This is a genomic window from Rhodopseudomonas sp. BR0G17 (assembly GCF_010907025.1).
Lineage (GTDB): Bacteria > Pseudomonadota > Alphaproteobacteria > Rhizobiales > Xanthobacteraceae > Rhodopseudomonas > Rhodopseudomonas palustris_H.
The window spans coordinates 1-415 of sequence record NZ_QUML01000184.1 but is presented as its reverse complement, the minus strand read 5'-3'; the positions used below and the strand labels follow the sequence as shown (position 1 = coordinate 415).

Below are 415 nucleotides of genomic sequence, written 5' to 3'. Positions count from 1 at the left end.
TCGGCTGTGTATAAGGGACAGACCTCACGGGGCCGGCATCGTCGATCGGAGCGTAACCTCGCACGTTCACGCGCTGGCGACCAACCTTGGTATTGATCGAGCACGGTACGAACTCCGGCATTCCGCCGTCCTGGACAATGTAGGCGCCAGCAACTTCCGCGAAAGCGGCCTGCAATTCATCGTCGCTTGGGGACGAACTGGTAATACGGTCGGATACCTCGACTTCCAGGCGCTCGCCGAACTCGACCGCCTTTTCCTCTTCGATAGTCAGTATCCGTTCCTGTGCAGGCGCCATCACCCTTAAACCCCGCTCGCGAGAATTGCCGCCGATTGCGAACCTGATTCCATTCAGATTGTCTCCCTTTTCGAGGACCGGTTCTTCAGCCAGTCCTCGGCTGCTTGCTCCATGATTTGC

1 protein-coding gene is annotated in these 415 nt (G+C 58.1%); it reads right to left on the bottom strand.

The window, feature by feature from the left end; all coding sequences use genetic code 11:
- Positions 1–295, bottom strand: a 295-nt coding sequence (locus tag DY467_RS25790; protein ID WP_205502855.1) for a hypothetical protein, incomplete at its 3' end; no start/stop codon positions are given.
- Positions 296–415: the final 120 nt, after the last annotated feature.